General features: G+C 51.3%; 23 protein-coding genes. 6 read left to right on the top strand and 17 right to left on the bottom strand.

Translation table 11 applies throughout. The annotated features are described in order from the left end of the window. Positions 1 to 4: 4 nt before the first annotated feature. The 13 genes from ccrud_RS10425 to obgE form a co-directional block, all read right to left on the bottom strand. Positions 5 to 406 (bottom strand): ankyrin repeat domain-containing protein, encoded by a 402-nt coding sequence (locus ccrud_RS10425; protein WP_066567221.1) that lies wholly within the window; start codon positions 404 to 406, stop codon positions 5 to 7. Positions 407 to 437: 31 nt separating this feature from the next. Beyond that, positions 438 to 1,433: a DNA polymerase III subunit delta gene (holA, locus tag ccrud_RS10430; RefSeq protein ID WP_066567223.1), complete on the bottom strand. Its 996-nt coding sequence runs from the start codon at positions 1,431 to 1,433 to the stop codon at positions 438 to 440. A gap of 6 nt (positions 1,434 to 1,439) precedes the next feature. Beyond that, positions 1,440 to 3,104 carry a ComEC/Rec2 family competence protein gene (locus ccrud_RS10435; protein ID WP_066567226.1) on the bottom strand — a complete coding sequence of 555 codons (1,665 nt, stop codon included), beginning with the start codon at positions 3,102 to 3,104 and terminating at the stop codon, positions 1,440 to 1,442. Continuing rightward, a complete protein-coding gene (locus tag ccrud_RS10440) occupies positions 3,101 to 3,757 on the bottom strand; it encodes a ComEA family DNA-binding protein (RefSeq protein ID WP_066567229.1) in 657 nt (218 codons plus the stop codon). The genes ccrud_RS10435 and ccrud_RS10440 overlap by 4 nt, the downstream gene beginning before the upstream one ends. 63 nt (positions 3,758 to 3,820) lie before the next feature. After that, positions 3,821 to 4,645 (bottom strand): DegV family protein, encoded by an 825-nt coding sequence (locus tag ccrud_RS10445; protein ID WP_066567232.1) that lies wholly within the window; start codon positions 4,643 to 4,645, stop codon positions 3,821 to 3,823. A 34-nt stretch (positions 4,646 to 4,679) separates the two neighbouring features. After that, positions 4,680 to 5,390, bottom strand: coding sequence for a histidine phosphatase family protein (locus ccrud_RS10450; RefSeq protein ID WP_066567240.1), 711 nt, complete (start codon positions 5,388 to 5,390; stop codon positions 4,680 to 4,682). Positions 5,391 to 5,401: 11 nt separating this feature from the next. After that, entirely contained in the window at positions 5,402 to 5,875 is a 474-nt protein-coding gene (gene rsfS, locus ccrud_RS10455) for a ribosome silencing factor (RefSeq protein WP_066567243.1), read from the bottom strand. A 148-nt stretch (positions 5,876 to 6,023) separates the two neighbouring features. Then, complete coding sequence (gene nadD / locus ccrud_RS10460) at positions 6,024 to 6,686, bottom strand: nicotinate-nucleotide adenylyltransferase (RefSeq protein ID WP_066567246.1); 663 nt, start codon at positions 6,684 to 6,686, stop codon at positions 6,024 to 6,026. A 30-nt stretch (positions 6,687 to 6,716) separates the two neighbouring features. After that, positions 6,717 to 7,760: an alpha/beta hydrolase family protein gene (locus ccrud_RS10465; protein WP_066567254.1), complete on the bottom strand. Its 1,044-nt coding sequence runs from the start codon at positions 7,758 to 7,760 to the stop codon at positions 6,717 to 6,719. 100 nt (positions 7,761 to 7,860) lie between these two features. Further along, entirely contained in the window at positions 7,861 to 9,159 is a 1,299-nt protein-coding gene (locus ccrud_RS10470) for a glutamate-5-semialdehyde dehydrogenase (RefSeq protein WP_066567258.1), read from the bottom strand. A gap of 48 nt (positions 9,160 to 9,207) precedes the next feature. Further along, a complete protein-coding gene (locus tag ccrud_RS10475) occupies positions 9,208 to 10,122 on the bottom strand; it encodes a D-isomer specific 2-hydroxyacid dehydrogenase family protein (protein ID WP_066567261.1) in 915 nt (304 codons plus the stop codon). A gap of 58 nt (positions 10,123 to 10,180) precedes the next feature. Further along, positions 10,181 to 11,290, bottom strand: a complete 1,110-nt coding sequence (proB, locus tag ccrud_RS10480) for a glutamate 5-kinase (RefSeq protein WP_074025630.1) — start codon at positions 11,288 to 11,290, stop codon at positions 10,181 to 10,183. A 229-nt stretch (positions 11,291 to 11,519) separates the two neighbouring features. Then, positions 11,520 to 13,028 carry a GTPase ObgE gene (gene obgE, locus ccrud_RS10485; protein WP_066567266.1) on the bottom strand — a complete coding sequence of 503 codons (1,509 nt, stop codon included), beginning with the start codon at positions 13,026 to 13,028 and terminating at the stop codon, positions 11,520 to 11,522. A 218-nt stretch (positions 13,029 to 13,246) separates the two neighbouring features. On the opposite strand from obgE, the gene ccrud_RS10490 reads away from it, so the two are divergent. Beyond that, positions 13,247 to 15,181, top strand: a complete 1,935-nt coding sequence (locus ccrud_RS10490) for a solute carrier family 23 protein (RefSeq protein WP_169816473.1) — start codon at positions 13,247 to 13,249, stop codon at positions 15,179 to 15,181. A gap of 61 nt (positions 15,182 to 15,242) precedes the next feature. On the opposite strand, the gene ccrud_RS10495 is transcribed toward ccrud_RS10490, so the two are convergent. Next, positions 15,243 to 16,160 (bottom strand): aldo/keto reductase, encoded by a 918-nt coding sequence (locus ccrud_RS10495; RefSeq protein WP_066567270.1) that lies wholly within the window; start codon positions 16,158 to 16,160, stop codon positions 15,243 to 15,245. Between the two features lie 99 nt (positions 16,161 to 16,259). Between ccrud_RS10495 and ccrud_RS10500 the strand changes: the two genes are divergently transcribed. Beyond that, the gene (locus ccrud_RS10500; RefSeq protein WP_066567272.1) at positions 16,260 to 16,883 is read left to right on the top strand and encodes a hypothetical protein; all 624 of its coding nucleotides are present in this window, start codon (positions 16,260 to 16,262) and stop codon (positions 16,881 to 16,883) included. Between the two features lie 222 nt (positions 16,884 to 17,105). Further along, complete coding sequence (locus tag ccrud_RS10505; RefSeq protein WP_066567274.1) at positions 17,106 to 17,378, top strand: hypothetical protein; 273 nt, start codon at positions 17,106 to 17,108, stop codon at positions 17,376 to 17,378. 320 nt (positions 17,379 to 17,698) lie between these two features. Here ccrud_RS10505 and rpmA read toward each other — a convergent pair whose 3' ends face one another. The 3 genes from rpmA to ccrud_RS10520 all read right to left on the bottom strand — a co-directional run bounded on the left by rpmA (position 17,699) and on the right by ccrud_RS10520 (position 21,648). Next, positions 17,699 to 17,965, bottom strand: coding sequence for a 50S ribosomal protein L27 (gene rpmA / locus ccrud_RS10510; RefSeq protein ID WP_066567276.1), 267 nt, complete (start codon positions 17,963 to 17,965; stop codon positions 17,699 to 17,701). A 50-nt stretch (positions 17,966 to 18,015) separates the two neighbouring features. Beyond that, positions 18,016 to 18,321 (bottom strand): 50S ribosomal protein L21, encoded by a 306-nt coding sequence (gene rplU, locus ccrud_RS10515; protein ID WP_066567277.1) that lies wholly within the window; start codon positions 18,319 to 18,321, stop codon positions 18,016 to 18,018. Between the two features lie 225 nt (positions 18,322 to 18,546). Beyond that, positions 18,547 to 21,648, bottom strand: a complete 3,102-nt coding sequence (locus ccrud_RS10520) for a translation initiation factor IF-2 N-terminal domain-containing protein (RefSeq protein ID WP_066567279.1) — start codon at positions 21,646 to 21,648, stop codon at positions 18,547 to 18,549. Positions 21,649 to 21,929: 281 nt separating this feature from the next. On the opposite strand from ccrud_RS10520, the gene ccrud_RS10525 reads away from it, so the two are divergent. The 3 genes from ccrud_RS10525 (at position 21,930) to ccrud_RS10535 (ending at position 24,161) form a co-directional block, all read left to right on the top strand. After that, positions 21,930 to 22,595: a hypothetical protein gene (locus tag ccrud_RS10525; RefSeq protein WP_245670248.1), complete on the top strand. Its 666-nt coding sequence runs from the start codon at positions 21,930 to 21,932 to the stop codon at positions 22,593 to 22,595. Positions 22,596 to 22,664: 69 nt separating this feature from the next. Next, positions 22,665 to 23,708, top strand: a complete 1,044-nt coding sequence (locus tag ccrud_RS10530; RefSeq protein ID WP_066567284.1) for a pirin family protein — start codon at positions 22,665 to 22,667, stop codon at positions 23,706 to 23,708. Next, positions 23,709 to 24,161, top strand: a complete 453-nt coding sequence (locus ccrud_RS10535) for a carboxymuconolactone decarboxylase family protein (RefSeq protein ID WP_066567287.1) — start codon at positions 23,709 to 23,711, stop codon at positions 24,159 to 24,161. Positions 24,162 to 24,175 lie beyond the last annotated feature (14 nt).

Genomic DNA, 24,175 nt, shown 5'->3' on the forward strand with positions numbered 1-24,175 from the left:
TGCCCTATGACTCGAAACGAGCTACGAGATCCTCGCGACCAAACATTTTTGCAGTGTCCGTAGCGTTTGGAATTCCAGCTTGTGGGTCTGCTCCTGCAGATAATAATGCCTCAATGACATCTTCTTCTTTTTTGAAGATAGCGCCTGCCAACGGGGTCTGGTTGCGGTTATTTACGCGGTTCACGTCTGCACCACGTGCAATGAGAGCCTGCACGACATCAGCGTGACCTGCATATGCAGCAAGCATGAGCAAAGTGTTGCCATCTTGGTTTGAGAGATTGGCATCAACGCCGTTATCTACATAAGCACCTAGGGTAGCTGCTGATTCTGCTCCCCCTTCACGCGCCAATCCGAAGATTTTGGTTACCAATTCTTGAACATCATCAGGTAGTTGTGATTGCGTCATAGTGCTTCATCTTACCTTCCTGAATTAATCACTAACGCCTAGCTAGCTCTGCGACTTTTCGGACTGCAGATTCAATAGCAAATTCAGCATCGCCGCTTTGGCCTTTCACAGCAGCATCAAGATCAGCCATGAGGATCACAGCTTCACTAACGGAATCTCCAGACCAGTTTCTTGCCACTTTGGCGGTTTTCTCCACAATAAAAGGTGGCATGCCTAGTTCTTTGGAAAGCTCAAATCCATTGATTCGGCCACGTGTGGAATACAGCCGGGCTATTTGCCCGACTTTCATGCTCAGTGCTGCTGCCAATGCCACAGGGCTTGTACCTAATTGCAGTGCTCGCCTTGTGCTTGCCACTGCTTTAGCTACCTGGCCAGCGCATGCGGAATCTGCGATATCAAAACCAGATACCTCTGCGACACCGATATAATAAGCTCGGACTTTTTCCACTGTCACATTGCCATTGGTATCTTCCACCAGCTGCGATACTGCCGATGCTAGCTCGCGGAGGTCCGACCCAACGCCTTCCAAGACTGCATGTACAACATCTGGAGTGACTTTGGCTTTATGATTTTTGAACTCTTGTTGAACCCAACCTTGGCGTTCACGATCTTTGAGTTTCGCGGCGTCATGTACCACGGCAACCTTTTCGAGCTTTTTCACCATGGCTTTAGACCGTCCGCCACCAGAATGCAGCACAATCAGATATGTGCCTGGCCCAGGATTAACCGCTGCTGATAAAGCTAAATCCACTGCATCTTGACCAGCTTGATCCATATGGGTGAGTACTACTACCCGGTCTTCGGCAAACAGAGAAGGGCTTAGGGCATCGAGTAATTCACCTTGCGTGATCTCACTGGCTTTGAGTGTAGAGACTTGAAGAGATTCTGCATTATTCATCGATTGCTTGATATCGTGCACGATTTTTATTCGCGCACGCTCACTCAAGAATTCATCCTCTCCGAGGACGAGATGGACCGAAGGTTGAACTGAAATAGGTGCAGATGCCACATGTCTATCGTGCCACATGTGGTTCTAGAATCTCCCGTCCGCTGCATGCTGAGTGCCATCTACATGCAGAGTCACGTCCCCATCGCGGTAGGGAAAAAGTACGGGGATTCCTTCTTTGGTGATCGTAGGCCGGTCAGAACTCAATCCTGAAGGATCTTCCACAATGATCAATTCTTTATCGCGAGCTACATCGGCAATCTCTGATACCTCAGCGATCACGACAAAACGTACTGTGCTGGGATCTATCTGCGCAGGTAGTTTGTTATGCCACATGCCAAACGCAAAGAACAGCAGACTCCCGATGAGAAGTTCTCGCACAAATCCTTGATGCAAGGCCACCACGATCCATAGTCCTATAACGCATGCCCATGCGATACCCAACCATCCGGCGGCAACCTCCACCGTGGCATGAGGCAATTGCTGGCACCACTGAGCTACATGGTGAATCCACCAGGTGAATGGTTCAATGATTTTTAAAAGTGGGTATTCCACCGGCCACGGCAACAAACTAGCTAAGACTGCAATAAGTCCCAGCAGTGTAATGGGTGGAACTGCGATGTCGACCAACACATTGGCCAAAACCGCGACTAACGAGACTTGACGGGCCATCAACGCAATGATGGGGATAGTGACTAGATCTGCGGCGATGGCAACGGTCAGCGCTCTCACGAGGATATCGGGAGTATGCCACCGAGACAGTGGCGGCCCCAATGCTCGGTAGAGCAATGGATAGAGCATGACGATGCCTGCGGTAGCCGCGCACGAGAGTAAAAAGCCATAATGCACAGCCAGATTTGAATCATAAAAGAGCAAAAAAATCACCGCCAAACTCAGACCTTGTATGGGTTCCATGCGGGAGGAATTGATAATGGCTAATAGGCCCACAAGTCCTGTGACAGAGGCTCTTAAAACGCTTGGTTCAAACCCCACTAAGGAGACAAAAATAGCCAAAGATACAAGCGCGACTGCAACCCGCACGCGTGGTCCTACCGTCAAGAAATAAGACAAGAGCACCACAGCAGATACCACAATGGCTACGTTGCTGCCGCTTACGGCGGACAGATGAGAAAGTCCGGTATCAATATAGGTTTGGCTCTCTAGAGGGTCTTGCAGTCGAGTATCCCCCAACACCATGCCGGGTAATAATCCTTGCGAAGACTCCCCCACGCTTGATTCAACGGCATACGCAAACCCATCTCTGACATGATTTACCCAAGCGCTATAGCCAGTGGCTGCTTCAACTACATCGATGTCTTCTGCGGAGATAACGATGTCGCCAACGCCTGGAAAACTATCTGTTTGTACGCGACCTGAAACAGCGATCAAGGAGGCCTTTTCAATTGCCTCATCACCTGAGTAAAACAATGGTATCGGTGTTGGATACCCCGCAACCCGGAAACTAATCAGTTGATCACCGCTAGCTAAAACTTTAATAGTTTCAGCGTTACCTACCCAGGTCTGCGGAGGGGGAAATTCACGCGCACTGTGTATGCGTAGTGCTGCCATCAGCGTTGCACCAGCGCTTAATGCTCCGATAACTAGTGTTTGTCCCCACAACTTGAACACACAAGAAACCAGGACAGCAACGCATAAAAGCCCTGCTGATATCTTCCACGTGCCACTAAGGATCAGTGCCGCCACTGCCATCCACATCACCGCGGCAGCTGGGATAAGACGCAATTCAGTCATGGAACTACCAATGGAGAAAGCTGTTCAAACTTAGACGGCCCAATTCCTTTGACTTGAAGTAGATCTTCCACGGAGCTAAAACCACCGTTGGTATCTCGGAAATCAAGGATTGTTTGAGCTGTCTTTTCACCTACTCCAGGCAGGCTCACCAGATCAGCAAGCGTGGCGGTATTAAGGGAAATCAGCCCCGAACTAGATCCACTAGGTTCCCCGTGCGCTTCTTGTGGTGGTGCTTCGCCGATGGCAAGAACATGAATCTGGGTGCCGTCGATAAGCACTTGCGCCAAGTTGAGCGCCGTCAGATCGGCGTCTGGCAAGGCGCCTGCAACCCCTAAGGCATCTGCCACCCTCGAGCCTTCAGCAAGCGTGACCAGGCCGGGTTTTGATACATGCCCAACCACCGAGACCACCAGCTTCGAACTAGGAGCTGGCGTTTGATACGTTTCTGCCAAGGCTGCCATGGTGGGTGGAGCTGCCGGTTTATCCCGACTAAGAAACCATCCAGCCAACGCCACCATGACAATAATGCACACGATGATCGCATGCTTGAGAGAGATCTGAAATCGTGGTGTGGGATAGTTAACGCGCATGAGGTCTTCTGTGCCCGTGGGCTGGGTCAGACCTTTGAGTCGCGCTGCAATATCCGGCTTCATGCTGCACAGGCTAGATGTAACCGCGCAATTACCCTACTGGGGCAACATAAAAGCTGTGGATAGTTATTTCGTACCCGGTTTTCCTGTGGATAACTCAGGTGTCTCATTGGCAAACACAGCAGATACTGATACCGCGCCTGGACCAGAATGCACAGCTAGGGTTGGATCAATATCCACAAGCATGAAGCTTGAGCCCTCTGGCAGGGATTTCTCCAACAAATCTCCCAATTGTTTTGCTGCTTCACGGGCTTCATTTTGCCCGATAGCGATAAAAACAGGTTGGCCTTCAGCACGAATTTGTGCCAATTCCACCAACTTGGCAAACGCTTTAGATTGGGTACGTGTTTTCGCAGCAAGTTCCATCCGGCCACCATTAAATCTCATGATGGGGCGGGTAGCTAAAGCAGTTGATACGACGGCTGTCGCGGTGGATATTCTTCCGGATTTTCTGATTTCATCAATCCGATGCAGATAAATCCAGGTTTCTGAACGTTTTAATGTATCCACAGCAATGTCGTAGCAGTCCTGCAGCGATGCACCATCTTTAGCCATTCGTGCAGCGGCCATAGCTGCTGCACCGACAGCCATACCAAGTGAACAGGTATCCACAACACGTACTAAGCCATCGTCAAACACTGCGGCTGCAGTCACTGCGGAAGACCAGGTGGATGATAATTCTTTAGAAATATGCAGTGCAAGAACGCCATCATCGCCACCGCGTTCTAGTTGACGTGCATAGCTGGCAGCGAGCTCCAGCGAAGATAACCCTGAAGTACTGCGATCTTCGCCATCATTCATCACGTGTAGATTAACCACCGTGATGTCTAGCTCCTCTGCCACCGGCAACGGCAGACACGAAGAGGAATCAACAATTATCCGAACCGGCATCTCGTCGTGCCCTCCTACTTCGCGTTAACAACTCTTATTGTGTGACACCCATGTTCCAACCGTCGAGATACCATTGGGCATTCTCCACGTTGGTGCCATTAAATTGAGGGCTCTTGGACACGGGAGAAGACAATTTGAGATCGTCTTCCGGGTTTTCACTACCAGCATAATAGCGAGGACGTGCTGTTAGTTGTGCCCAGCAGGTATTTCCTAAACCGGAAAACATGGGATACTGCTCAAAATCTAAATCAAGCAGATTCGAAGTCAGCGCATTGATCGTGCCACCGTGGGCCACAATCAACACGGTTCCTTGATCCCAATCATCAAGAGAGACCATGAGCTCATCCACCATCTGGCGTGCCCGGCGCGCCACATCTACGCGAGATTCGCCTCCTGGCGGAGCCCACTGAGGATCGTGTCGCCATTGCGCACGCGCACCGGGATAAGCAAGATCGACCTCTGAGTGAGTCTTTGCTTGCCACTCGCCCAGGTGTGTCTCCCGCAGACGCTTATCGACGCGCACGTCCGCGTCGATAAGCGTTGCAACCGCCTGTGCGGTGTTGCGCGCACGGGAAAGATCTGAGCTGAACACATGCGTGATGTTGTTTTTTACCAGCACAGAAGCTGCGCTTGCCGCCTGTTGAAGACCTAAGTCAGACAACTCGGTGTCCAATTGTCCCTGCATACGGGACGTGGCGTTATATTCAGTCTGCCCATGTCGGAGCAGAATCAGGCGACGAGTCACAGAATTACCTCTTAATCGTCCTCGTAGCCAGGCTCGTATTCAGCTGGCAGCGGTGGCAAATCATTGATGTTATCGATGGTGCGGATATCGGTCTCATCAGACCAAGAAGCCTCACGCTTGAAGGTTTCCAAACCTTCGATTTCGATCAATGGGCAATCGCGGTAGAGGCGATCCAAACCATAGAACTCACGCTCAGGCTGACGCTGGACGTGAACAACAATCAATCCATAATCAAGCAGAACCCAACGGTTCTCGCGGTTTCCTTCACGACGCTTTGGCTCAAAACCAGCCTTGGTCATTTCATCTTCGATCTCATCGACGATGGCGCCAACCTGGCGCTCATTATCAGCAGATGCAATGACGAAACAATCAGTGATTGCGATCATGTCAGAAACGTCGATGACAGCAATGTCATCGGCCTTCTTTTCATCCGCTGCTTTCGCCGCGATAGTCGCGATGCGGATCGACTCTTCAAGTGCAGACACAAAATTCCTTAAAACAGCTCATGTGGTTCCTCACCCAATTTTAGGGTCCGAACCGACGCTGCGGAGAGATTCCACAACGTCAACTCCTCCCAGTTTTCCACGAAGGGGGCTGATTCACCTACTTTTGGAAAGAAGTTGAAACTTTCGACTAGCTTTCAGCCGAATTTTGGCCCCGTGGATCCATATCCAAATCAGATCCTTCTGGTCTGTAGAGCTGACGCTTCGCAATGTATTGCACCACGCCATCAGGGACAAGATACCAAACGGGATGATTTTTACTAGCCCGATCCCGACAATCCGTCGAAGAAATAGCCATTGCTGGAATATCCACCAAAGACACCCGATCTTGATGCACCTGCGGGATGATTTCACCATCGAGTTCATAACCTGGACGAGTGACACCAACGAAATGCGCCAGCTCGAAAGTTTTTTCCCAATCCCGCCAAGTCACAATCTGAGCAAGAGCATCCGCACCAGTGATGAAGTACAACTGCGCATCAGGATACTGCTTGCTCAAATCCTGGAGAGTATCAATGGTGTAGGTATCTCCACCACGATCGATATCCACACGTGAGACGGTAAACCGAGGATTAGAGGCAGTAGCAATCACTGTCATCAGATAACGGTCTTCTGCAGGGCTAACCTTTTTATTTGCCTTCTGCCATGGCTGCCCAGTGGGAACATACACCACCAGATCAAGATCAAACCGATCCGCTACCTCTGAACCTGCAACAAGGTGACCATTATGAATGGGGTCAAATGTGCCACCCATGATGCCGATTCGATCCCGACGCTTCACCTTTGTAATCATAAATCGACAGTATATCTCGTGGAGATATGTCTAGCTGTTCACAGACTCTGTAATCCACGAGGAGACTTCCTCGAAGATCTCCTCATCCCACGGCTTCGTGGTAACAAAATACTGCAAATGTACACCTCCTGGGCGAGTGTCTCCGGTACTCAACTGTGCTGAGACCATAGAAGAGCCTGCGGCAGAAAACTGCTCAAAAGAACGATCACACACAATATCGCCAGGCAAGCAATAACTGATTTTGAAAGGATTATCCTCACTAGGTTTGAGAGAACTAGCTATTCCGCCGGTCTGAACCTGATGCCCAACGATCGATGGATCATCCGCATCTTGTGATGGATTCGCGATATGAAGTGTCCCGACATATTGATCGCGGGCAATTAATGCATCTTCTTGGCCATCGACAATCAAAACGCCTTGAGAATACCCAGCCAAGAGATATTTGGGGGTACAACCAGTTGTTGTTTCAAAACGATCAATGGAACTCATAATATTTTCTCGACCACTAGAAACTGATGTACCCAATTTAAGTAGGCTGCTTCCTTCTGAAGACAAAGGAAAAACTGCAGGATAATCAACATTGTTCAGACCCATCACGTAGACGTCCTTCATCAAGGACTCCCCTGTTTTTGCCTGATAATAACTTTCTAAACGGCCAAAGAAACTACGGAAGTTTCTTTCCTCAAAGCCATTAGAAGTCCACGGAGCATCTTCGCTGTATCGTGCTGGGCGGATCTGCATATTTTGTCCGCTACCACGAGCCACTACTGCGACAACCGCTGGGCATTCACCTACTTGAGGTGGATCGAAAACCTCTTCATAAAGATCTGGGTCAAGATCCGGATGAATGGAGATGAAACTGTCATCTAATGGGTCTAGAAGACGATCAATGAAAGAAGCATGATCCTCCGGAAAAAGCAGATTCCAGAGGTTACTACTACCTGCACTAAGAGAACCTGTAGAAGATCCACTTGAAAGCCCACTACTCTGTGCGCTTGCGACTGGAGTGTTGGCTATTAAAGCTGCGCTTATTCCAACGCTAGCGAGTAACTTCCATAACTTATTCACAGACACTTGTGTGCTCCCCGCGGACCTATTGAATGAGATCTTTTGCTAACAAGATCAAAGATTACAACACGTCCGCACGCACCAGACTTCTTACTACCCCCTATTTTTAAGGCCTGATCTGGCCATTACCTTGAAGAATCCATTTGGTGGATGTGAGTTCTGGCAAGGCCATTGGGCCACGAGCATGAAGCTTCTGTGTGGAGATACCGATCTCTGCACCCATGCCGTATTGCTCACCATCAGTGAAAGCGGTGGATGCATTGATCATGACGGCAGCAGCATCTACGCGATCAACAAAGCGTTGTGCAGTCTCAATGTTCTTGGTGGCAATCGCCTCGGTGTGCTTGGTGCTGTATTTAGTGATGTGCTCAATTGCACCATCCACACCGTCGACTACAGCAACTGCGATATCGAAGGACAGGTACTCGGAGTCCCAGTCAGTTTCTGTTGCTTCCACAACATCTGTTGCGCCGAAAGCTTCCAACTCCGCGACCTTGCCATGAACAGTTACTTCTGCGGCCTGGATAGCGCGGATGACTGCAAGCTTGTCTGCATCGCTGAGGGAGGCGTCGAGAAGTGCTGTTTCGGTAGCGTTGCAGACGCTGCAGCGTCGGGTTTTACCGTTGATGAGCATGGCGATTGCTTGGTCTAGATCAGCCTCCGCATCGATGTAGAAGTGGCAATTGCCGGTTCCGGTTTCGATGGTAGGCACTGTAGCGCCGGTGACAACGGCATTAATTAGACCAGCACCACCGCGAGGAATCACCACGTCAACTAGACCACGGGCGGTGATTAGATCCTGCACAGAATCACGGGTTTCACATGGCAACAGCTGTACAGTTTCGCGTGGAAGATCGAAGCTTTCCACCACATCCTGCAAAATTTTCACCAACACAGCATTGGAATGCACGGCGGTAGAAGAACCACGCAATAGCGCTACGTTGCCGGATTTCAGTGCCAAACCGAAGGCATCAACGGTGACATTTGGGCGAGCTTCATAGACCATGCCCATCACGCCCAGTGGCACGCGGATCTGGCGCATCTGGATGCCATTTTCCATGACGTGTCCACGCAAAACTTCACCAACAGGGTCGGTCAGAGCAGCTACTTGGCGCAGTCCATCTGCGATACCAGCAATGCGCTCAGCGTCAAGGGATAAACGGTCAATAAGGGATTCTTCCATCCCATTATTGCGCCCAGATTCGATGTCTTGGGCATTGGCGGAAATGATTTCTTCTCCGCGTTCCACCAAGGTGTCTGCTGCTGCACGCAGGATTGCATTCTTGGTCCCAGTGCCCAAAACGGCAATATCGGGCACGACGTTCTTGGCAGCAGTCGCCTTGGCTAGAACTTCCTGGCGTTCGGTTTCACGGATCTGTGCTTCGGAAAATGTCGTTGAACTCATGATTAACCAGTGTACAGATCCATGTGTCGGAAAACACCTGAAGCAGGTTTAGTAGCCCGCCACCACGTCTACTTCAGTGAGCATTTTCTCGCCGGCTTCAAACAGCTCAATATTGCGCAGCGTCAACCCTCCGGTCAGTGCACGGATCCGCTCAGTGGTATTGGCAGAATGCGGGGTGATCACCACATTGGACATCTCCCACAGTGGGTGTCCATCTGGCAGTGGCTCCGGATCAGTTACATCCAACGCTGCTCCAGCAATGGTGCCTGTATGCAAAGCTTCCACTAGGTCATCTGTGTTAATCAAAGGGCCACGACCAACGTTAACGATCACTGCGCTGGACTTCATTTTGGCCAAAGACTCCGCATTAACAATCTGATAGGTGCTCTCTGTCAGAGGCAGAATCAGCACGAAGATATCGGCTTCTGCCCACACATGATCAGCCTGATACAGCGCGAAAGTTTCAGTTGCGCCTGCAACTGGACGGCCTGAATTATTCACTGCGATGGTCTTCACATTGAATGGTTTGAGCATTTCAATAACGCGCACACCAATGCCACCAGCACCTAAAATAGCGACGGTTTTATTATCATGCAGCCAGACCTTATTGTTTTCTACTTCGGCTGCCACGCTCCAGGATTTAGCCAACCGAGTTGCAGAATGCATGTGCAACTGTGCAAGCAGCAAACCGATAGTCGATTCTGCCACCGTATCTGCATATAGCCCACCAGCATTAGCCCAACGTGTCTGATCATTGACCACACCACGCCTCACCAGGGCATCAATGCCGGCCATGGAAGCCTGCACAAATTTAATATTGTCCGGCAGGTCCGGGAACTCTGGCGCAGAGCCGTTGAAGAAAATGAAGTCTGCGTCCTTGATGTCCTCAACCCGTTCATGTCCACCCCCCTCAATGACAGAGGTAGTGGATTCCCACAAATGCGGATACATAACAAACTTCATTTTTATCTCCTAAAAACTTCTGCTTTTCGACGCTTCCCGCCGCTCGTATACCTGCGCTTTACGCGCGGCTAGCGTAATTAGACAAATAATCTGCATGCACCACAGGACGCTGCATATCATCTGGTAGTTCTTGAGTTTGCATACCGACCATGGACTGCAAGGTATCAGAGTCATAAGACACTTCACCTCGACCAATGATCTGGCCTTCTGGGCCTAAGATCTCCACGATCTCACCCTGCTGAAAATCACCAATGATTTCTGTGATACCCACGGCTAACAAAGATTTTCCACCAGAGGTCACAGCTTCCGCGGCACCAGCATCAAGGCGAATCTTTCCTGCAGTATCTGCTGCATAAAGCGCCCAGAATTTCCACGCAGAAAGTCGGTTTTCTTTCGGGTGGAACACTGTACCCACCTGAGCATGTTCCAGAGCTGGACCAATATTTGCAGCTGAGGTCAAAAGAACCGGCACTCCACTTCGGGATGCCAAACGGGCAGCAGAGACCTTTGAAGCCATACCGCCGGTACCAACTTTTCCACCGTCTCCGGCAATCACATCTTTCAGATCCTTGCCATCTCGAACCTCAGAGATGAACTTTGCAGTGGGATCAGTTGGGTTTTTATCAAAGAGTCCATCAACATCGCTGAGCAATACCAATGCATCTGCGGAGACAAGGTGCGCCACGATGGCTGCTAGTCGGTCATTGTCTCCGAAGTTCACACCAGTGGTTGCCACGGTGTCATTTTCATTCACAATTGGAATCACACCAAGGAAGCGCAATTTATCGATAGTGCGCTGTGCATTTCGAGCACGGTCGCGTTGGCCAGCATCAGCTGCAGTGAGCAAGACCTGCCCAATAGGACGCCCATAACGTGCAAAGGATCGTCCCCATTGGTGCATGAGGTGAACTTGACCGACAGCAGCAGCTGCCTGCTTCACAGCCAAATCAGTTGGTCGGGTGGTCAAACCCAAAGGAGCCATGCCTGCTGCCACGGCACCAGAGGACACAACAATGAGGTCCGATCCGGCTTCCATGCGAGCTTGCAATGCATTGACGATAGTGTTGATGCGATTGGGATCAACGGTGTGTCCATCTTCGTCGTTGGTGAGCGAAGACGAACCAATTTTCACCACCACTCGCTTCGCGTTGGTGATGAGCTCTCGCATACTGGACTCATGCCCGTATGCGGCGCTGTCTTTGGTTTCCGGGTCTACAGCCGGGAAGCTTGCACCAATGCTTGCTTCCTGGCTGTAAGGGGTGACAGGAAGCCCTGTCACCGGCGCCATTTGAGTTGGCCTAGGGAGATTATCCCGGAGTCGAACGCTTTCAGGTGTATTCTGCGTGTCATTCATAGCGATCCCATCGTATACACGCAGACATGAAAAATGTTGTGTTTTATCCTTCCCAGCGTTCGCGGGATGCCTTTTGGCCATCGCCAAAGTCCAACTCATCGATCAGACCACGACGCACCTGAGATGCACGTTTACGCTCTTCAGCGGAAATTCGATTGTTCTTTTCCAGGCGCACATCTGTACCGCGACCAGTCAAAATTGGATCGTCACCAGCGGACGTCATTGGTTCCCATTCGAAGGTAACTCCACCGATGGTGACGTTAGATCCGGTCTGTGCGCCAGCCTTACGCAAGCCTTCTTCAATGCCCAACTTGGCAAAACGGTCTGCGAGGTAGCCAACAGCTTCATCGTTTTCGAAGTCAGTCTGCAAGATCCAACGCTCTGGCTTATCACCGGTGATGATGAAGCTATCAGGGTGCTGTGGATCAGGATTGACTTGGAACTGTCCCTTGGTACGGTGATCGATAGCCTTTGGCTTGATGATCACAGACTCTGCAAGCTTGTCCTTCGGACGCTTCTTACGATCTGCCTGCACGATTTCCAGCAGCTTATACTTCAGTGGATCCAGACCCTTGCGAGCAACAGCGGAAATGATCAGCACAGGCCAACCGAATTGTTCCTCGATGTCTTCCTTGAGGAACTCTGCAAGCTCCTCAGCTTCTGGCACATCAGCCTTATTCAGCACGACGATGCGTGGACGCTGACTCAGATCACCAAGTCCGGTGTCTTCGTCCAATGCGGACTGGTAGGCAGCAAGTTCGGCTTCCAGAGCTTCAATATCAGAGATTGGATCACGGCCTGGATCCATCGTTGCGGTATCCACCACATGCACAAGCACGGCGGTGCGTTCGATGTGGCGCAAGAAATCAAGGCCAAGGCCCTTGCCTTCAGATGCTCCAGGAATGAGGCCTGGAACGTCTGCCATGGTGAAGGTTTCATGTCCAACGTTAACCACACCAAGGTTTGGCTGCAGGGTGGTGAATGGGTAATCACCAATCTTTGGCTTCGCAGCAGACATCACGGAAACCAGCGAAGACTTACCTGCAGAAGGGAAGCCAACGAGTCCGACATCAGCCATGGATTTGAGCTCAAGCACGAGGTCATGGGCTTCGCCTGGCTCACCGATCAACGCAAAGCCTGGAGCCTTACGAGCATTAGAAGCCAATGCCGCGTTGCCCAAACCGCCGTTGCCACCTGCAGCCGCAATGAATTTCATGCCCACTGTGGTCAAATCAGCCAAGGTTTCACCCTTAGCATCAAGTACGACGGTTCCTGGAGGAACTTCCAAAACGAGATCTTGTCCACGTGCACCATTGCGGTGATCGCCAGAGCCATTGGTTCCACGCTCTGCCTTGATGTGCGGGTGGAAGTGGAAATCCAGCAGGGTGTGAACCTGGGAGGTGACTTCCAAAACGATGTCACCGCCGTGTCCACCGTTACCACCATCTGGTCCACCGAGCGGCTTAAACTTTTCGCGGTGCACCGAAACACAACCATTGCCGCCGTCACCTGCGGCGAGGTGTAGCACAACGCGGTCAATAAATCGGTTCATAAAACGGGGTCACTCCTGATCAAAGTAAAACGGCGCCAACTTAAAAAATTAACGGAGAAGTATGGACGCCAAGGTTCTTCGATCCTACCAGTGCCAACGCCGATGTGAATAACTGAAAACTAACGAGCTTATCTCATTATTTTGTACAGTGTCGAAAAAAGTGGACAATACTGTTGGATAAATTTCATATCGAGGACGAAGGGACTCCCCCGAACGCCGTGACAACAACGACACAAACCCGGGCTAAACATCCGGTTGACCAAGTGCCCCCCGCACCCAAACTGGCAGCCCTTGGGCTCCAACATGTGCTTGCATTCTATGCAGGCGCTGTTATTGTTCCGCTTCTTATCGCGCAATCCCTTAACTTGGATGCAGCGACAACGATTCACCTGATTAACGCAGACTTATTGACCTGTGGCATCGCCACATTGATCCAGTCCATTGGTATTGGCCGCCACATTGGTGTGCGCTTGCCGATTGTCCAAGGTGTCACCACCACGGCTGTCGCTCCCATCATTGCCATTGGTTTAGGCGTGACCGATGGCGAAGGCGGCGTAGCCTCCCTTCCAGCTATTTACGGCGCAGTTATCGTCGCTGGCATTTTCACTTTCTTTGCAGCACCAGTATTTGCGCGTTTCCTCAAGTACTTCCCACCTGTTGTTACTGGCACTGTACTGCTCGTGATGGGTGCTTCCCTGCTCTCCGTGTCTGCAAATGACTTTGTGAACTACGCAAGTGAAGTTCCTGCAGCTAGAGACTTGGCTTATGGCTTTGGTACCTTGGCTGTCATCATCTTGGCGCAGCGTTTCTTCCGTGGCTTCATGGGCACCTTGGCGGTACTCCTCGGCCTGGTAGGCGGCACCGCAGTTGCCATTCTGCTTGGTGATGCGAACTTGGAAGAAGTCGGTAAGGCCGAAGCTTTTGATATCACTACCCCGTTCTATTTCGGTGTTCCAGAATTCAACGCGGTAGCTATTTTCTCCATGATTATCGTCATGATCATCACCATGGTGGAGACCACCGGTGACGTATTCGCAACGGGAGAAATCGTCGGCAAGCGTACTCGCCGCTACGACGTCACCCGTGCGCTGCGCGCTGATGGACTGTCCACCCTGATCGGTGGCGTCATGAACTCTTTCCCATACACCTGCTTCGCCCAGAACGTGGGCCTCGTGCGCATCACCGGAGTGAAGTCTCGTTGGGTTGCTGCAGCTGCTGCGGGCTTCATGATCATCCTGGGTGTGCTGCCTAAGGCCGGCGCAATCGTGGCTTCTATCCCGTCACCAGTCCTCGGTGGCGCGTCCTTGGCGTTGTTCGCCAACGTTGCATGGGTAGGCATCCAGACCATCGCTAAATCTGACCTGACTGATGGCCGCAACTCCGTCATCGTCACCTCCGCGCTAGGCCTGGCAATGCTGGTCTCCTTCCGCCCAGATGTCGCCCAGGCGTTCCCTGAGTGGGCACGCATTTTCGTCTCCTCCGGCATGTCCGTTGGTGCGATTACTGCAATCCTGTTGAACCTGCTGTTCTTCCATGTAGGACGCCAATCCGGCGGACAAATAGCCACCTCAAAATCCGGCAAACGCGTCACGCTTGAAGTGGTAAACCAGATGGATCGCGCAGAGTTCGTAGACACTTTTGCACCACTGTTCAACAGCAAAACTTGGCCACTGGAAACCGCGTGGGAATCCCGCCCATTCGTCAACGTCACAGAGCTCCGCGAAGCCATCCAGGTTGCAGTTTTGACTGCACCAATCAAAGACCGCGAAGCCCTCATCCACGATTACCCAGACATGGCCCAGCTCATCTTGGCCACCGAAGAAGAAGCCGCCTCCATCTCCCAGGACCGCGGATCCCTCGGTTTGGTTGATTTGGACGATGTTGATCAAGAAAAGCTCATCACGGTCACAGAACAGTACCGCGAGCGTTTCAACATGCCATATGTGGCCTATTTTGACACCATGGACACCGTTGACTCAGTTGTCACCGCCGGCCTGCGCCGTCTCGACAACTCCGATGAACAAGAGCACCGTCAAGCACTCTCAGAGATCATTGAAATTGCCAATGATCGCTTTGATATTTTGCTTGCCGACGCCAACCCGGCGCGCTCAGCGTTCGACCGTAAGTTCACCGACACCGATTTCCTCGGCTAAAAGCTTGCTTTACGACGAAATCCCCCGGTACGTATACCGTACCGGGGGATTCTTCTTTTTTTTAGTTCAGATCATTAGGATGCGAACCGCCTCGAGCGCCACGCTCCAAGGCTGAAATAGCTGCCATTTCCTCATCGCTGAGCAAGAAATCAAACACATCAAGGTTTTCCACCATACGACTCTTGGTCACAGTCTTAGGGAAAACAATGTACCCATTCTGCAAATGCCAGCGAATAACTACCTGCGCAGGGCTCTTGCCATACTTGCTTGCTGCAGCCCCCAGAGGCTCCTCAGCGCCCAGGTCATAGCGACCCTGCCCCAATGGTCCCCAAGACTCCACAGCGATGCCAGCGGCTTCTGTAGCCTCTACAGCATCACGCTGCTGCAGCGCTGGATGCAATTCAATCTGGTTGATAGCTGGAACAGTGATTGCTTCCGCAAGCAACTTCTCCAAATGCTCCGGAAGGAAGTTACACACACCAATAGAACGCGCACGATCCCCCAGCTTCTCCAATGACTTCCACGCAGCAACGTAGTTGTCATTCTTTGGCGCAGGCCAGTGCACAAGATAAAGATCTACATAATCCAGACCAAGCTTTTCCAAAGACTCCTCAAATGCAGCCTCTACATCAAGGTGGCGATCATTCCACACCTTGGTGGTAATAAACAGCTCTTCACGAGGAATACCCGACTTAGCAATCGCCCGGCCAACGCCTTCTTCATTGCCATAAATCGCAGCAGTATCAATATGACGGTATCCCACCTCCAGAGCTTCCAAAACAACACGCTCTGCCTCGGCAGGATCAACCTTAAACACACCAAAACCAAGCTGCGGAATGGTCTTGCCGTCATTCAACGTGACCACAGGAATACCCTCAGGAGTTGACTGCTTATTCTTTTGATCCATCAAAGACTGCAGCAACTTATCGCGTTCTTCTTCTGGGGACCCAAAAAACTGGCCAGTACCCACAACAGACATACATTCTCCTTCAGAAGCCTTCATAGCTAGATTGCAGCTAAGGCAATAGTTAGGGACAAATTCGATTGCCCAGACTACTCGTCTCTACACTTGAATACCATGAGCTATGACTTTGTCCTTTTTGAAACCGATGGCGATCCAGGCAGCGCCCGTATTTCCAAAACTCCGCTAACCGAACGCATCGATTTCGCCACTCCATCCACCACCCCAGTGTTGGAATCCCTTGCAGCAGGCCTCGCAGAAACTGCACCAGAAGGCGTCAAACTTGAAGAAGATGCCATCCACCTCTCCGGTGATCGCTGCCTCTATGTAGTCACCAACTACAACTCCGCAGAAGAAGCAGCCATCTGGCTCACCTCAATCGCATTTGATTATGGATTAGGCCTTGCCGATATGAACGCCGACACAATCTTGTTGTTCGGCGACGAAGACGCCGATGCAGTTGTTCAAATCGATGACTGGTTCTCCCCCGCGTTCTCTTTCTACGGACTCCCCCACCTCTTGGTGGAAGTCATGCGACTCAAAGACTCCAAGACCCCATACCTCCGAGTCACCCTTACTGCCGATGATTCCAAATACATCCAAACTCTGTACGAAACCGACAATAAGCAATGGTTGGTAGAAACTTCTTCCACTACAGGAACTGACGAAATCCACGTCAAGACAATCAATGACGTGCTAGAACTCATTGAGAAGTGGTTCAACCAAGAAACTGCAGTGTAGTTTTTAGCAGCTTCGAGTTACTCAAACAGGTGCTGGCATAACAAGTGCTCTTCAAGGCTGTGAGAAGCAGACATGAAAAGGCTTAAAGCCTGGCACCTGATTGGACTTTAGGGGCACTCGAAGCAGCAGTTAAAGAGCCCAAAAGACATAATCCCTGTATAGGTTGAGTAGTTAGAAACTGTTTATTTTCCTACACCCTTGCGCGTTATTTAAGGAGACACAATGGCTTTAGGCGGCGGGGAACTGATGATTCTACTCATCCTGTTCGCTCTTTTCCTGGGCACAATCGCAGTGATAGCCCTCATTATCTTCAAGTTGATCCAGGGGGCTAAGAAACGTGGCTCCTCAACAACAGCCACAATTGACATTGATCAGAACCTTCATGCTGCGTTAACCGAGATCGCAGTTAGGGACGGGGTGACGGTTCCTAGAATGGTTAATGACCTTCTGAACGATTACATCAATAAACGAAGGCACTGGCCACCTACGCAATAGTTGTTTGCCCAAAAGGGACTTTTCTGTTCCAGGGATAACTTATCTACATCAAAAATTAGATGAAACGGGCCCAACTGACAATGCCCCGATGTCTCTTAATGCCCGTTGTGAATTCGACACCAAGATTTCCTAATTTCGGCCACCATTTTACCGAAATCTTGGTGCCGAAAGTACGCGTGGAAGAACATAATCTTCCCTTAACCTGAAAAGCCCCACACACATTCACCCCACAACGCACCCAAAAACCAAAAAAACTGCCCCTCACCTTCCATGAAAGGAAGGTAAGGAGCAGTTAGTCTCTCATCGAGTGAGGTGATGACTTAAGCGTCAACAGCCTCGTTCTCAACGATGTTCACCATGCGACGGTTGCGCTTGGTGGAGAACTGGACAGCGCCAGTCTTCAGTGCGAAGAGAGTGTCGTCGCCACCGCGACCGACGTTCTCACCTGGGTGGAACTTGGTGCCACGCTGACGGATCAAGATCTCGCCTGCGGAAACCTGCTGGCCACCGAATCGCTTAACGCCAAGGCGCTTGGACTCGGAATCACGACCGTTGCTGGAGCTGGATGCACCCTTCTTGTGTGCCATGTGGTAATTCCCTCCTTCAAAAGGAAAAACTCATAGAAAGCCCAGAGGGCTTACTTGATTCCGGTGACCTTCAGAACGGTCAGGGGCTGACGGTGTCCCTGGCGCTTCTTGTATCCGGTCTTGTTCTTGTACTTCAGGATCTTGATCTTCGGGCCCTTAGCGTGCTCGACGATCTCGGTGTTGACGCTCACAGAAGCGAGCTTGTCAGCGGCGGTGGTTACATCGGCGCCATCGACGAGCAGAACCGGGGTGAGAGCCACGGATGCACCCGGCTCACCCTCGATCTTCTCGACCTTAAAGAGGTCACCTTCGGCAACCTTGTACTGCTTTCCGCCGGTCTTGACGATCGCATACATAGAGGGCTACCCCTTATCTGATTCTCGGCTCAGGCACTCGGATATGAGCCCCTGAATGGACTTACGTTTACAATTGCGTTTTAGACATGAAAAGCCAGTAATGACTTAACGTCATGCACACATTCGCCGTGAAATGGGCGAATGGGAAATTATGACATTGCCTAAAACAGCGACTGTCCAAGATTACCCTTAAAGGCGGCTTCAACACAAACCGCCTTCTATACCTTAGCTGCGAGGCGCGCGTCGGGTAGCCCGTCGACGCCGGCCTGGGTTAGTGGTGCCACCTGCAGCAGCCCCACTTTGCGGAGCCTTCTTCGGTGCAGGTGCCTGGCTTTTCGACGCCACCTTCTGCTCAGCAATCGGCTCTGAAGTCACGCGTACCGCACGACGACGCTTTCTGCGCCCCTCAGACGACTGCTCGAAGATTTCCACCTGAGGGGCCTCTGGCTGTTCTGAAACGAGTTCTGGAGCTACCTCGACTACAACTTCAGGAGCTTCCACTTCTTGCCTACGAACTGCACGTCGGCGGTTCCTTGTAGATGGCGCAGAAGACGGTGCACCCACGCTGACTTCGCTTGGTCGGTTCCGTCGTGGAGTCTTCCGTTCAGTAGCTTCAGCAACCGGTTCTTCAGCAACTACTGGTGCAGATACAAAATCTTCTGCCTTTGGTGCGTGATCGGAACGTGAATTGCCACGAGTCTTCCTGCGCCTGCGTGGGCTGGATTCAAATGCTGCACGAGCCTGTTCATAGTCAACAGATTCTTCTTCAGAAGGTTTAACAGACTTCAAAGGTACTGAAAACTCAGATATCCCAGCAGCTTCAAAGTCTGAGACGTAGGAAGAACCGGAAGGTTCATCTGGATCTTCTTCATCAGCGATATCTACCGCAGCAGCAGCAATCGCTGCAATATCATCGGCTGCATTAACCAGCCCACGTCGACGAGCCCGCCTGCGTGGTCCTTCTTCTGGTTCCACAGTGGATTCAGCCAAGACACGCTCTGGCTCATCCAGATTGTCGTTGACTACGCCCTCAACGACATCGTCAAGATCAGAATCATCAAGAACGATGACTGATGCAGCCAGCTCCTCAAATTCTTGATCCAGATCATGATCATCGCTTTCGACAAGATCACGCATGGCAACAACCATTGGGTGCTCCGCAGCCTTTTTGGAGCTATCCGAAGAATCTCGGCTATGTCGACGGCTACGCTCTTCTGCCTTAGCTTCCACGCGCTCATCAATATGATCCACTGGATCTTCCAGAATCATGATTCCGCGGCCTTCACAGTGCTCACACTCTGTGGAGAACGTCTCCAACAGACCAGCGCCGATACGCTTGCGAGTCATCTGCACAAGTCCAAGTGAGGTAACTTCAGAAACCTGGTGGCGAGTGCGATCGTTTTCTAGGGCTTCGTTGAGCCTGCGCAGCACCAATTCTTGGTTTTCTGGCAGCACCATATCAATGAAGTCAACGACAATCATGCCGCCCAAATCGCGCAGACGCATCTGTCGCACGATTTCTTCAGCAGCCTCAATATTGTTGAGGGTAACTGTTTCTTCGAGGTTTCCGCCGCCCTTGCCGGTGTATCGACCAGTGTTGACGTCAATAACTGTCATGGCTTCGGTGCGGTCAATGATCAGGGATCCACCGGATGGCAGGTTCACCTTTCGTGACAGCGCTTCTTCCAGCTGAGTGTTGAGATCAAATGCCTCAAAGGCATCCTTGCCATCAAACTCTGCGCGATCAAAGTGCTCCACGCGGGAGACTAAATCTGGTGCCACAGACTGGATATACGCACGGACAGTATTCCAGGCGCGGTCGCCATCAACGATCAACGTGGTGAAATCTTCGTTGAACAGGTCACGAATGACCTTGACCAGCATATCTGGTTCTTCATACATGGTGACTGGCTTAGAACCGCGAGACTTCTTTTCCTTCGCGGCACGGTCCTTGACCTGCTCCCACAGGGTATGCAGACGGTTCACATCAGCTGAGATGTTTTCTTCCGATACGCCTTCAGCTGCGGTACGAATAATCGTGCCACCTTGTGTAGGAACAACGCGTCCCAGGATTTCCTTCAGGCGCTTGCGCTCTGGTCCAGGAAGCTTCCGGGAAATACCTGCGCTACGACCGCCAGGAACGTACACCAAATAACGACCAGCCAAAGAAATCTGAGTAGTCAGTCGGGCACCCTTATGACCCAAAGGATCTTTAGAGACCTGCACGAGGACTTGATCGCCAGCTTTCAAAGCCTGTTCAATTCGACGTCCACGTCCGCCAAGGCCAGCAGCCTTCCAGTCCACTTCACCGGCATAAAGCACGCCGTTGCGGCCTTTTCCGATATCAATAAACGCAGCTTCCATGCTTGGCAGCACGTTTTGCACGCGGCCCAAGTAAATATTGCCCACCATAGACATCTGCGCATCAGAGGTGACAAACTGCTCCACCAACTGATCGTCTTCCAACACACCAACTTGGGTGACAATTCCTGGGTGATCATGACGCTGACGCTCACGCACAATCATGCGACGCTCCATGGATTCGCGGCGTTCCAGGAATTCCTGAGTGCTCACCACATGGCGCTTCTTCTTGTTTTCTTCGCGCATTTCGGTACGGCGACGGCGTTGCGCCTCCAAACGAGTGGAACCTTTAATACCGATTGGCTCGTTTACCTCTTCTACCTCGCTTGTCGACGCCTCCTCGTGCGCCTCCGCTACGGTTTCCGTTTCGACTCCACGTCCGCGTCCGGTGCCGCGACGACCACGGCGCTTGCGCGCCGAGCGTTCGCGGGCTTGTTCATCGTCGGTTTCTTGAATATTTTCCGTAGGAATCACCGCAGGTGCCACAAAGATTGGAGTGTATGCCGGAGCTTCCGCTGGAGCTGGGGTGATTTCTGAGATGATATCTTCCAGAAGTTCTGCAGTAGCTTCTTCAAGTGCAGCGACTTCGAAATCATTAGGCTGCGCCACAGCTGCGAGTTCGCGCTCTACCTTTTCTTCGATTTGGTGGATTTCATTTTCCACATTCTTTTCCACACGGCGACGAATCTTTTCTACTGGTTCAACGTCGGGGACGGCAGCAGGTGCAACTTCGCGCACTGGCTGAGACAGGGCGTCGAGAAGCTTTTCTACTTCTTCTTTGCTCAGGTTAGACTGCGCAACCTTAACCAGGCCGATGCTATCAAGCGCGACAACAACATCTTTGGATGCCATACCAAGCTGCTTTGACAGCTGGTGGACGCGGGTTTTCTCTTTCAATGAGTCCCGGTCAAATTCCGCAGCTAATACAGCTGAGGGAGAAACTTCTGCTGCCTTATTATTGGGCACAGTGATACTCCTATTTTCTTATCTCCGCGGTCAAGCAGAATACCCGGGCGCTGGTAGGGACAAGATCTCCTACCGCCGCCGCACAGGCGTTGCATCAACCTGAATTTGTATTGTTAAAATTTCCGATCCGTGAATTAAACACAGGCCTATGGCTATTCTTCCACAACTCTTAGGTCAAGCTTGCATTTATTTAGCTAATGTTGGAAATTATGGGCGAAATTGCAAAACGAATGGGATCGCGACCTCCAGCGCTCTGGAAATTTATCCCCTTAGTAGCACTCGTGACTTCTGGACGTATCGCTTTAGAATTCGAGCCTTGGCTAGCGATACCACTATTCGCACTTGCAGCTGTGTCACTATTATTACCTTTCCCCATCTCGAAGAATAAAGGCCTTCACGATATTGATGCGTGGAAAATACACACTACAGAAGGCGATAAAAATAGGGCCGTTGCAAGATTAATCATCCCAGCAACCGTCCTAGCCATTGACTCCGTCAGTGGCCCTTCGTTATTTAGCCTATCCCCGCTCACTTCTGCTGCTGTCTATGGAAGCGTTTATGGAGTCTCCATAGCCTGGTCCGCCTACCGAGCACATCAATTGCCATTCATCCATGCGAAAGAAAGACTCACTGAACTCATGCAAGGGCTTTCACTTGACGGTGTTCGCACTGCCGATGTCGAAATCCTTGATCAATCAGATTCGCGCGAATTAGTGCGATGCTTATTGGCTCACGGTGCCGTAGATGGCACACGTGTCATGGCCAGGCAGGTGGCAAAAGTTCTAGATACTGAAGTTGATGAGGTCCATCAGGTGGCGCGAAGTCTGGAAAAGCAAGGTTTAGTGAGTCGTTCCACCATCATGTCAGGTGGAGATCCAGCAAAGATTTATCTCGAGGTATCCGTCAAAGGACTCTCCGCAATCAAGGCCTTAGAGTCCGGACGCTAGGTTGTTGATACATCAACTTCTTTCTTGGCTATACTTGAAACACATTCCTTTTAAGCCTTGGAGAGTTCCATGTCTAATGCAGAATCCAACCCAGTTGAATTTGAAATCAATAACCATGCCCCTGGCACCGCACTAAATCCGCAGTGCGAAGACGGAGCAAATGTAGAAATCATCACCTCACGCGCAGTCCCCCTCGGCGGACCACGAGCAATGACCGTGCAGCGCACACTCCCCCAGCGTCAAAGATCGCTCATCGGCGCGTGGTGTTTCGTGGATCATTACGGCCCCAACGATGTCTCCCTCACCGGCGGCATGGACGTGGCCCCACACCCTCATACCGGTTTGCAAACTGTCACCTGGCTTTTCCAAGGAGAAGTCACTCACCATGATTCCGGCGGTAACCATGCAGTAGTCCTCCCTGGCGAAGTCAACCTCATGACAGCCGGCGCAGGAATCTGCCATTCAGAGGTATCCACCATCTCAACCACCATCCTTCACGGCGTACAGCTATGGACAGTCCTTCCAGAAAAAGACCGTCAAGGCCCACGTCGCTTTGATCACTACCGCCCTGAAGAAATCTCAGTAGAGGGTGGATCAGCCCGAGTTTTCTTAGGCTCTCTCTTCGGACAACAATCTCCAGTCACTACTTTCACTCCGCTACTCGGCGCTGAAATTCACATCAATCCAGGTGAAACTGTCACCATTGATGTTGATCCCACCTTCGAGCATGGCCTTTTAGTAGACGCTGGAGAAATCCAACTCGAAGGCATCACCGTCAAACCCGCCCAGCTTGCCTATACCGGCGTCAATGAAACCCAGCTTCGCATCCGCAATACCGGCACAACCCCGGCGCGCACGGTACTGCTTGGCGGTGAGCCGTTCGAAGAGGACATCGTGATGTGGTGGAACTTCATCGGAAGAAGCCATGAAGAAATCGCCGAATACCGGGAACAATGGCAAGCAGAAGCAGAGCGCTTTGGCGTTACCCACGGATACATCGGACACACCCCGGATGGACTCCACAGGCTTCCTGCCCCAGAACTACCGAATGCTGCCATTAAGGCACGTAAAAATCCTGCACCAACCGCACGTCCAGAAACGAGAATTGATTAAATGAGCTCCGCACACGGCCCTTATATTGATAAGTTTTTCCCTGAGCCTTACAAAAACATGCTGGAACTCACCAAAACTTTGCGAAAGATCTACCCTGACGTTGATCTCCCTACTTCATTGATTGAGCTGATCAATGTTCGTGTCTCCCAGATCAATGGTTGTGGCACATGTTTGAGTGTGCATGTTCCAGCAGCACGTAAAGCCGGAGTTCCAGAAAAGAAACTTGATGCTCTGGCTGCCTGGCAGATGGTCGATGAATTTAGTGAGCAGGAAAAAGCTGCCCTGCAATTGGCAGAATCCCTGACTCTCTTGAATTCCCGTGAAGGCCACCTAGCTGCACGCATTGCATGCGATGTCTTTGCTGAAGAGCAGGTTGCGGCCCTGGAATGGTCAATTATTGCCATCAATGCCTTCAACCGCATCTCTATCGCAAGTGGACATCCTTTACTCTAGACATGTAAAAAGCT

The organism is Corynebacterium crudilactis (assembly GCF_001643015.1).
Lineage (GTDB): Bacteria > Actinomycetota > Actinomycetes > Mycobacteriales > Mycobacteriaceae > Corynebacterium > Corynebacterium crudilactis.

What these genes read in the sequence shown, in the direction of transcription:
- ccrud_RS10425 (WP_066567221.1), bottom strand. Translation starts at nt 406, where the DNA reads ATGACGCAATCACAACTACCTGATGATGTTCAAGAATTGGTAACCAAA.
- holA (WP_066567223.1), bottom strand. Translation starts at nt 1,433, where the DNA reads ATGTGGCACGATAGACATGTGGCATCTGCACCTATTTCAGTTCAACCT.
- ccrud_RS10435 (WP_066567226.1), bottom strand. Translation starts at nt 3,104, where the DNA reads ATGACTGAATTGCGTCTTATCCCAGCTGCCGCGGTGATGTGGATGGCA.
- ccrud_RS10440 (WP_066567229.1), bottom strand. Translation starts at nt 3,757, where the DNA reads ATGAAGCCGGATATTGCAGCGCGACTCAAAGGTCTGACCCAGCCCACG.
- ccrud_RS10445 (WP_066567232.1), bottom strand. Translation starts at nt 4,645, where the DNA reads ATGCCGGTTCGGATAATTGTTGATTCCTCTTCGTGTCTGCCGTTGCCG.
- nadD (WP_066567246.1), bottom strand. Translation starts at nt 6,686, where the DNA reads ATGATTACAAAGGTGAAGCGTCGGGATCGAATCGGCATCATGGGTGGC.
- ccrud_RS10470 (WP_066567258.1), bottom strand. Translation starts at nt 9,159, where the DNA reads ATGAGTTCAACGACATTTTCCGAAGCACAGATCCGTGAAACCGAACGC.
- ccrud_RS10475 (WP_066567261.1), bottom strand. Translation starts at nt 10,122, where the DNA reads ATGAAGTTTGTTATGTATCCGCATTTGTGGGAATCCACTACCTCTGTC.
- proB (WP_074025630.1), bottom strand. Translation starts at nt 11,290, where the DNA reads ATGCGAGAGCTCATCACCAACGCGAAGCGAGTGGTGGTGAAAATTGGT.
- obgE (WP_066567266.1), bottom strand. Translation starts at nt 13,028, where the DNA reads ATGAACCGATTTATTGACCGCGTTGTGCTACACCTCGCCGCAGGTGAC.
- ccrud_RS10495 (WP_066567270.1), bottom strand. Translation starts at nt 16,160, where the DNA reads ATGTCTGTTGTGGGTACTGGCCAGTTTTTTGGGTCCCCAGAAGAAGAA.
- ccrud_RS10500 (WP_066567272.1), top strand. Translation starts at nt 16,260, where the DNA reads ATGAGCTATGACTTTGTCCTTTTTGAAACCGATGGCGATCCAGGCAGC.
- ccrud_RS10505 (WP_066567274.1), top strand. Translation starts at nt 17,106, where the DNA reads ATGGCTTTAGGCGGCGGGGAACTGATGATTCTACTCATCCTGTTCGCT.
- rpmA (WP_066567276.1), bottom strand. Translation starts at nt 17,965, where the DNA reads ATGGCACACAAGAAGGGTGCATCCAGCTCCAGCAACGGTCGTGATTCC.
- rplU (WP_066567277.1), bottom strand. Translation starts at nt 18,321, where the DNA reads ATGTATGCGATCGTCAAGACCGGCGGAAAGCAGTACAAGGTTGCCGAA.
- ccrud_RS10530 (WP_066567284.1), top strand. Translation starts at nt 22,665, where the DNA reads ATGTCTAATGCAGAATCCAACCCAGTTGAATTTGAAATCAATAACCAT.
- ccrud_RS10535 (WP_066567287.1), top strand. Translation starts at nt 23,709, where the DNA reads ATGAGCTCCGCACACGGCCCTTATATTGATAAGTTTTTCCCTGAGCCT.